The organism is Polaribacter sp. OB-PA-B3, from assembly GCF_054589375.1.
This window is the reverse complement of the sequence record NZ_BAAIIX010000010.1, coordinates 1-9,002: the sequence shown is the minus strand read 5'-3', so window position 1 is coordinate 9,002 and position 9,002 is coordinate 1. Positions and strand designations below refer to the sequence as shown.

Below are 9,002 nucleotides of genomic sequence, written 5' to 3'. Positions count from 1 at the left end.
TCGCGGATTTTCTTTGTCAGTAATTATTTATTAAATTTATAGCAAAACTACGCAACTAACCTTGTACAAACACGTTGCCAAAAACTGTTCTCACTCAATTGCTGAAAAAAGGAATTTGTGATTTAAAGTTCTAAATTTTAAGAGAAATAAATAAATTTTCAGAATGTGGAACACTCTCTCGCTCGTGAAATTCTGAAAGAATTTTTAGAAAGTTTGCGGAATTTTAAAACGTTGAATTTACTCAAACTCTAAAAACAAAAATGCGGAATTCTTACTCGAAATCTGAATTTAGCAAGTTTATGGAATTGAAAAAGTTTGCGGAATTGAGCAAAACGTGGAAAATCTAAATTGCGGAATTTACTCAAACACTGAATTTAAAAAATTGGTGGAATTCTCTCTCAAAATCTGAATTTTGAAAAGTTAAAGAAATAAAAAAACAAATTGGAAACTATAAAAACAGCTATTTGGCAACACCGTGTATAAAAAATTGCTACTTTTAGCTTTAGTAAAGTTGTTGCATTTTTGTCCACATCTACTTTCCTTCGGAAAATAGCCGTCGACTTAAAACGCAACTTTTAATAACACAAACACGTTGGCAGTAATAATCCTTGAAAACAAACCGATTTGAATATTACAAAAAGACATCATTATATTCCTGAATTTTGGATAAAAGGATTCGTTAGTGAAGATGGTTTCTTATCTGTTTATAACAAAGATAAAGATGAATTAGAAAAAAAACGAAAAAGTCCAAAACAAGTATTCTTTGAATGGAATAGAAATTCATTCAACATAAATGGAGAAAAAAATGATTTTATTGAAAAAGCATATCAATTAGGAGAAACAAAATTCTTTAAAACATATAATAAAATAGTTGAAAAACAAGAACAAATAGAACTAAGTCCATATGAAATACTTCATCTTATGTATTTTATTTCCGAAATACATTGGAGAGTTCCAAGTCAAGATGATAAAGCAGATGACTATATCAATAAAATGGTAATGGGGAAATCAATTCTTCAAGCAAAAGATAAAATTACAGGTGAGAATATAACAGAGGAAAAATTTAACAAATTAAAAGACGAACCCTTTTTTATAAAAACTTCAAAAATAATAAGAGGAATGGAAGATTTTATGAGAATAAGCAAAAACTGCAAATTGGAAAATTGGAGATTATTTTACACACCTGAAAATAATCCTCAATTAGGTTTACTATCAGATAATCCTTTAATTATAAGAAATAATAAATGTTTGAATATTTTAGAATCTGAATTAATCTTTTCAATCTCGAAAGGAAAAACTATTTATCATACAAAAGGAAAAATATTAAAGGAAATTCCACCTGAAAACAGAATTGATATTGATGTATTAGGATTTATTCAAGCTAAAAAGATGGTTTGTGGTTCAAATCCGAAATATTTAGAAGATATTGCTAACCTCGCTCAAATGTACAATACAGAGAACCGAATAAAACATTTGAAAGAAAGAGTATTCGAAATATTTGAATAAAAAAATACTACTGCCAACACCATATATAATTTATTGCTGGCTTTTAGTCTACTTACGAAAATCCTCGCGGATTTTCTTTGTCAGTTTTTATTTACTAAATTAGTTGCTTAAACCACGCAACAAACCATATATAAACACGTTGCCAACCATTACCCATCAGAATCCGATAAATTCCTTGGGCTAAAGAGAAAAAAAACTCTAAAATGTTTATTAAAATTGGTAGATTTGACCCAAATATAATTAACTGAATAACAAAACTTGACATTAGACAAGATAAAAAGAAGCATACGATATTGTGATAACTGTTTTTTTAAAATATTTCAAAAATATAACATCCCAAAAAATGATTTTATGGTGTTATTTAGTTTGGTATCTAACAATTATAAGCATATACTTTGAAGCTTCACTAAAATTATGGGCTAGCTCTATAGGAATTTCACTTATCATCGGGTTTGCCCTAATACTATCCACTATTCAACAAGGCATAAAGCAAAATATTTGGGTAAAAATTAGACTTTTTTTGTTCCCTTTCTGTGTTTCTAGTTATTCAGCTACAATAAAAGATTATGATTTCATTCTATTATTTCCTAGTAATTTCTTACACTTATCTATTTCAATACTGAATTGCTTATTGTTTTTATTTCCAATTTGGTGCATAAAAACTTTCTATAGACCATAAGATACCCAATAAATTGAAATAACGGTTGGCAACAAGGGCTATAATTAATACGGGTTTTGATGCTTAACCCAAAGTTTTGGTATATTTACTAAGTCCGCCAAATCTTTTGATTTGGCTTTAATAAAGAAAAGATAAAACAAAATAAAAAAATTTGGCTAAGTGATTAATCGGAAATTCATTACTTTTAATTCCCGTACTAACCATAGCCGAGACGTTAGAGTTAATATTTGGCTCAAAAGTCATAGAGCGTGTGCGGTTAAGCAGTAATACCGTAACTTTTGTTAAGTTTACCTAAGTAAATCAAGCCAAACACTAACAATAACACTATATAAAATTAATAACTACTTTTTGTCTTTTTTTACAGTGTTTATTGCAATCCAAAACAAAAATATTATAATCCACGCATTGTAATTAGTTTCTTTACCGTCTATAAAAAAGTCAATTACAAATGCTATGTAAGCAATCCAAATAAATATTTTCTTTAAGTTCATTTTTATTAAGTTTTTGTTTAATTTTCCGTTACTAATCTTATATTTTAACGTTGTACGCAAGCTAAAAAAAACAGCAAATGAAAATTAGACTATCAGAAACAAGAGAAATTGACACAAAAGAAATTGTTGAATTATATAAAGCTAATAAATGGAGTTCTGCTGACAAGCCGATCGAATTGAGAAACGCTTTGTTAAATTCTCATTCATTAGTTACGGCTTGGAACAAAGAAAAATTGGTTGGACTAGGAAATGCAATATCTGATGGATACTTAGTCGTTTATTATCCGCACTTACTTGTCCATCCAGAATATCACGGAAAAGGAATCGGACAAATGATAGTGAATAAGTTTCAAGAGAAATATAAAAATTTCCATATGCAAATGTTGACTGCTGATGGAAAAGCAATCGATTTTTACAGAAAGTTTGGGTTTGAAAAAGCTGGAGAAACAATGTCAATGTGGATTTATAAAGGAGATGAACACTAAACAATTATTATGACAGCAAGAGTTTGGGAAGGAAAAACCAGAATTGTACACTCAGAAATGTATGCAAAAATCATTAAAGAACGAGATATTCCTGATTATAGAAAAACAGATGGATTTATAAAATTAACATTCCTAAAACGCTCTGACAATGAATTTACTTATTTTAAGTTGTTAACCTTTTGGACAGGTTTGAACACCATAAAAAATTTCACGGGACCAAATTTTGAAAAGGCAGTAGCTTACAATGAGGACAAACAATATTTAGTGGACTTCCCCGGAAGTGTAAAACATTACGAAGTATTTGCTGAATAAGCCAGCGTACAACAACGTATATAATTTATTGCTAATTCTAGCCTACTTACGAAAATCCGCACGGATTTTCTATTCGGTTTTTATTTACTAAATTAGGTGCCTAAAACACGCAACAAACCATATACAAAAACGTTGTAGGCAATTATCCGAAAAAATTCCGTTATATATTTAAACTTTCATCAATTAAAAAAACTTGAACAACTAATGAAAAACTATTTTTTGACCTTACTAATCGGAATTATTTGTTTAATTTCTTGCAAAGAAAATACCGAAACAACAAAATTTCAAAGCAAAACAAACCCAAAAGCATTAAAGCTTGATAAACTTTATTCCGAATTATATGATAAAGGAAATTTTAATGGTAGTGTTCTAGTTGCCGAAAATGGAAATGTAATATTTGAAAAAAGCTACGGAATAGCCGATGAACAAACCAACCGAAAGTTGAACGACAGTACAATATTTGAATTAGCTTCTGTCTCAAAACAATTTACGGCTATGGGAATTGTTCAGCTTGTAAAAGAAGGTAAACTATCCTATGAAGACGATATTACCAAATATATCCCTGAACTAAATGATTATAAGGAAATTACAATTAAAAACTTATTAAACCATACGGGCGGTCTTCCTGATTATATGGAACTCGCTGACAAAAATTGGGATAAATCTAAAATAGCAACGAATGATGACATTCTTAAACTATTTAACCAAGTTAAACCCAAAAAACTTTTTGAGCCAAACGAAAAATGGGATTACAGCAATACGGGATATTTAATTTTAGCGACAATTATTGAAAGAGTAAGTGGACAAAAATTTGGACAATATCTTCACGAAAAAATATTTAAACCTTTGGATATGAAAAACACATTTGTTTACAGAAGGAGGTTTCAGCCTAAAGAGATTCAAAATTATGCTAACGGCTATATTTATTCAGACAGTTTACAAAAAAAGATTTTACCTGACGAAATGGGTAAAGATTTCTACGTGGTATTTCTTGACGGCATAGTAGGCGATGGAATGGTTAATTCAAACCCAAAAGATTTACTAAAATGGGACAGAACACTTTATGGAAACAATTTAATCAATGACCAAGACCGTAATCTGATATTTTCTTCTACAATGACAAAAGACAGTTCTCAAACCGACTACGGATTTGGATGGATGATTGATAGCACAAAAACATATGGTAAAATTGCCTCTCATTCCGGAGGTTGGGCTGGATATATTTCTTACATCGAAAGAAATCTTGATAACGACAAGACTATAATTATTTTGCAAAATAATTCCTTATCAAGTACAGAAATACCGATAAAAAATACTCGTAGAATACTGTACAATCAAGAAGTTGAAAAACCTATAAAGTTAGATAACGAAATTTTAAAATCGTATGCAGGCAAATATCTTACCGATACTCAAAAAGAAAAAGAAATAGCTTTCGAGAATGATAAACTTTACGTTGTTATGAGTACAGACTATAAAATGGAACTTGTCCCAGTTTCTAAAACAAAATTCATTGTTGATGGCTGGTCACCAGAAGTTTCATATACGTTCATCTTGAATGATAATGGAAAAGTAGAAAAATATAGAGTCATTCAAGAAGCTCAAGGAATTGATAAAACTGCAAACCGAATAAAATAACTGCCTACAACAATGGCTATAAGTAATTGCTTGTTCTCGCCTACTTCTGAAAATCCTTGCGGATTTTCAGTTTGGTGTGTACTTGCAAAGTTAACCGCTAAACCACGCAACTACTCATAGCCGAAACCGTTGGCAACAAGCTGAAAAATTCGTTAAACCAGGAAAGATGTTAATTGAATTTGATAATTTAGTATCTTTGATAAAAAGAAACTCGAAATGAACATAGAAGCTAGAAAAATAGAATTTATTCAAGAATTCCTAAAACTTCAAAGCGAGGAAGCAATTTCCAAGCTTGAGAAAATACTGAAAAAGGAAAAAGATAGTTCTGACGAAAGACTTTTTAAACCTATGACCATTGATGAGTTAAACAAACGAATTGACAAATCTGAATCGGATTTCAAAAACAATCGATTTAAAACAAGTTCTGAACTTTTAGCCAAATATGAATAATGAATTTTAAAATTATTTGGTCAGACTTTTCGGAAACTCAACTTGACGAAATTTATGAATATTACGAAAAGAAAGCAAGTTTAAAAGTTGCTACTAAAATTGTAACTGGAATAATTAAAGAATCGGAAAAATTAATCAAAGCGTCCTTTATTGGACAAGAAGAAGAATTACTTAAAGATAGAGAAATTCAATATCGTTATTTGGTATTCAAAAACTACAAAGTGATATATTCGGTTGATGAACAAAACGGATTTATAAAAATTGCTGATGTTTTTGATACTCGACAAAATCCACCGAAAATGAAACGAACAAAATAAAGCCAGATTGCCAACACTGTATATAATTTATTGCTAGTTCTAGCCTACTTACGAAAATCCTCGCGGATTTTCTATTCGGTTTTTATTTGTTAACTTAGTTGCTTAACCACGCAACAAACCATATATAAACACGTTGGCAACAAGCAAAAACAAACAGCAAGAATAATATGAAAATTCAATTTATTGAAAAACAAAAATTTACTCAATGGTGGATTTGGCTGATTTTAATTGGATTAGCAATTATTCCAATTTACGGAATATACGAGCAATTAATTATGGGAAATCCTGTTGGAAATACACCAGTTTCAAACACAGGAATGATAATTTTATCAATATTTATTTTCGGTTTCATATATTTTAACTGGTATATGACTTTAATAACAGAGATAAATAATGACGGAATTAAAATGCACTTTGTTCCATTTGTGAAAAAGACAATAAAATGGAATGAATTAAAGTCTATAAAAATCGTAAATTATGGATTTGTTGGTTATGGAATTAGACTTGGAAGCAAATACGGAACTGTTTATAATATTAACGGAAATAAAGGACTTGCTATTGAATTGAAAAACGGAAAAAAATACGTAATTGGAACACAAAAAGAAATTGAACTGAATAATAAGTTGAAAAAAATGCCAGTTGCCAACAACGTATATAACTCATAGATAATTAGTTACTTAATCGAAGTTAAGGCATATTTGCAAGTCCGCCAAATTTTTTAATTTGGCTTATTGAAAAAAAAAGATAATAAAAAATTAAAAAAATCGGCTCGTGCTCAACCGAAAAATAATCGCTAATTTACACGCTACGAGCCATATACAAAACCGTTATGCACAACCACCAAACTGAACTCATAAAATGGAATGGCTTTTTGGAATAAAATATAAAGTTTGGATTATTAACACAAATTCAAAATCGGAATTATATCTATGGGAAAATTTTAAAACTATTTATCCAAATATAAATTCACTTCTTGAAATTTCTGAAAAATCTGCCTATATAAGAACCTTTCAATCATATGAATATGAAAATAAATGGTTAGGTTTTGGTAGAATGAAATGGAATGAAGAAAACAACATAAAATGGACTAAAAAATATAGAAATGAGATTGATTTAAATAGAAAACTTCAATTTTATTCAACAGAAATTTGGAAACCAGATTGGAATTTTTGTTGTGAAAACGGAAAAAGTCCGAACTTATATTTTAATCTGTATAATTATGAAAATTTAAGTTATTTAAAAGAAGGAATTATCATTGCAATTCCTAAAAAATTAGTTAAATCAAATCTGGAAATAATTGAGAAAAACTTAGTTGAAATTAAAAAGAAAATCAAGAACTCAACAATATCTGAAAAAGAAAGAACTTGGAAACCAAGTGGGGAATTTTTGAACAATATAGAAGATATGAACCCACAAGAAATGAAAAAAATAATTAGTGAAAAAGGCAGTGCATAACACCATATATAATTTATTGCTAGTTCTAGCCTACTTACGAAAATCCTCGCGGATTTTCTATTCGGTTTTTATTTGCTAAATTAGGTGCTTAAACCACGCAACAAACCATATATAATCACGTTGCCATTCATTGACAGAGCGCACTTAAAAATGAATAAAATGATTTTAAAAATATTAGTCGGAATTATTTCTATAGTATTTAGCTTCGGTTTAACATTAATGATTAAACCACATATTGGTGTTTATGTAAAATCTGAAATTATTCTTAATATTCTGCAATTAATATTTACAATTGTTGGCTTCGGAGCAATTTATGGCGTAATAGATAAAAATCTATTGAAAAAATAATTAAAAACAGAAAATCTTGACTGAATGAAAATCATAACAGACTTTTAATCTTATTTACGGAATCGAAACCAAAACCGAATTATATGGAATTTAGCAAGTTCAATATTTACTCACTCAATCGGAATTGAAAAATTTGAGGAATATATCGCTGACCGAATTCACTCAAACTATAGAAAATCTAAAAATAGAATAAAGTTGGACAATTAAAAATCTGAATAAAAAAAACGAAATGGCAACACCGTATATAATTTATTGCTAGTTCTAGCCTACTTACGAAAATCCTCGCGGATTTTCTATTCGGTTTTTATTTGCTAAATTAGGTGCTTAAACCACGCAACAAACCATATACAACAACGTTGTGGTTAATTTACCCAAACCTATGAACAGAAAACTGATTTTAATATTTCTACTTACAATTGTCCAAATTTCTTGGGCTCAAGATTGTGATTTTGAAATACGGAATCTGTCGAATATTCTAAATGGAAAATCGGAACTTATTGACAAATCAGAATACGAAAAAATTATTGAGATTTCAGAAAAATTTATTGATTTTAAGCCAAAATCTGAAATTGAACTGACCAATAAGTATCCTGAAATTTTCAAACTTAAAGACTCTTGCTATACATTTTCTGCAAATGCTAATAATGGAATTGGAATAAAAACACCTGAATTAAAAGCGTGTAAATATTTAAAAAAAGAAAAAGGATATTCCAATTACGAATTTAAAGGAACTTATTTCGGAAATGCTTTAATTGAAATTACTGGTTATGAAAGTTGGGGATTTTTATCAGTTGATTTAGAAAACGGACTGACTTGTTTTACAATGGGAAATCCTTTGACTTCAAATGGAGAAACAGCTATTTCTCACTCAAACTATTATGGAGAAGAGGAAATTGCATTAACGAATTTAAAAACTAAAGAACAATACGTTATTGGAATTGAGGGTTATCGCACAACAGAATTAATAACATTTGAAAATAGTTACTATTTAAAATTGACATCTGAATTACATTCAAGCTGTGAAAAAAATATTAAATATCTGAAAGTGGAAATAAAAAACTAACCACAACACTGTATATAATTTATTGCTTGGTCCTAGCCTACTTACGAAAATCCTCGCGGATTTTCTATTCGGCTTTTATTTGTTAACTTAGTTGCTTAACCACGCAACAAACCATATACAAACACGTTAGGCACAAGCGTGACCCGTCCTGAAATAAGGCTACATAATTTTAAACATTATGTACAGAAATGACAAAGTAATTAGACGTTACAGTGAACCTTTTAAATTAAAAATTTTAGCCGAACTTACAATCGGGAAACA

At 29.3% G+C, this 9,002-nt stretch carries 11 protein-coding genes; 10 read left to right on the top strand and 1 reads right to left on the bottom strand.

Features of this window, described 5'->3' with window-relative positions; translation table 11 throughout:
* Nucleotides 1-624: 624 nt before the first annotated feature.
* Nucleotides 625-1,506, top strand: coding sequence for a DUF4238 domain-containing protein (locus ACYPV9_RS14110; protein WP_459744797.1), 882 nt, complete (start codon nt 625-627; stop codon nt 1,504-1,506).
* A gap of 1,020 nt (nt 1,507-2,526) precedes the next feature.
* Here the strand turns inward: ACYPV9_RS14110 and ACYPV9_RS14105 are convergent.
* The gene (locus ACYPV9_RS14105) at nt 2,527-2,676 is read right to left on the bottom strand and encodes a hypothetical protein (protein WP_459744795.1); all 150 of its coding nucleotides are present in this window, start codon (nt 2,674-2,676) and stop codon (nt 2,527-2,529) included.
* Between the two features lie 77 nt (nt 2,677-2,753).
* Between ACYPV9_RS14105 and ACYPV9_RS14100 the strand changes: the two genes are divergently transcribed.
* The 9 genes from ACYPV9_RS14100 (at nt 2,754) to ACYPV9_RS14060 (ending at nt 8,741) form a co-directional block, all read left to right on the top strand.
* Nucleotides 2,754-3,161 carry a GNAT family N-acetyltransferase gene (locus tag ACYPV9_RS14100; RefSeq protein WP_459744793.1) on the top strand — a complete coding sequence of 136 codons (408 nt, stop codon included), beginning with the start codon at nt 2,754-2,756 and terminating at the stop codon, nt 3,159-3,161.
* Between the two features lie 9 nt (nt 3,162-3,170).
* Nucleotides 3,171-3,473: an antibiotic biosynthesis monooxygenase family protein gene (locus ACYPV9_RS14095; RefSeq protein ID WP_459744791.1), complete on the top strand. Its 303-nt coding sequence runs from the start codon at nt 3,171-3,173 to the stop codon at nt 3,471-3,473.
* A 204-nt stretch (nt 3,474-3,677) separates the two neighbouring features.
* On the top strand, nt 3,678-5,108 hold the full coding sequence (locus tag ACYPV9_RS14090) for a serine hydrolase domain-containing protein (RefSeq protein WP_459744789.1): 1,431 nt from the start codon (nt 3,678-3,680) through the stop codon (nt 5,106-5,108).
* 216 nt (nt 5,109-5,324) lie between these two features.
* Nucleotides 5,325-5,558 (top strand): hypothetical protein, encoded by a 234-nt coding sequence (locus ACYPV9_RS14085; protein WP_459744787.1) that lies wholly within the window; start codon nt 5,325-5,327, stop codon nt 5,556-5,558.
* The gene (locus ACYPV9_RS14080; RefSeq protein WP_068449022.1) at nt 5,558-5,875 is read left to right on the top strand and encodes a type II toxin-antitoxin system RelE/ParE family toxin; all 318 of its coding nucleotides are present in this window, start codon (nt 5,558-5,560) and stop codon (nt 5,873-5,875) included. The genes ACYPV9_RS14085 and ACYPV9_RS14080 overlap by 1 nt, the downstream gene beginning before the upstream one ends.
* 167 nt (nt 5,876-6,042) lie before the next feature.
* Nucleotides 6,043-6,540, top strand: coding sequence for a hypothetical protein (locus tag ACYPV9_RS14075; protein ID WP_459744781.1), 498 nt, complete (start codon nt 6,043-6,045; stop codon nt 6,538-6,540).
* Nucleotides 6,541-6,733: 193 nt separating this feature from the next.
* On the top strand, nt 6,734-7,330 hold the full coding sequence (locus ACYPV9_RS14070; RefSeq protein WP_459744778.1) for a hypothetical protein: 597 nt from the start codon (nt 6,734-6,736) through the stop codon (nt 7,328-7,330).
* Nucleotides 7,331-7,489: 159 nt separating this feature from the next.
* Nucleotides 7,490-7,678, top strand: coding sequence for a hypothetical protein (locus ACYPV9_RS14065; RefSeq protein WP_349374291.1), 189 nt, complete (start codon nt 7,490-7,492; stop codon nt 7,676-7,678).
* 379 nt (nt 7,679-8,057) lie between these two features.
* Nucleotides 8,058-8,741, top strand: a complete 684-nt coding sequence (locus ACYPV9_RS14060) for a hypothetical protein (protein ID WP_459744775.1) — start codon at nt 8,058-8,060, stop codon at nt 8,739-8,741.
* The last annotated feature ends 261 nt before the right edge of the window (nt 8,742-9,002 follow it).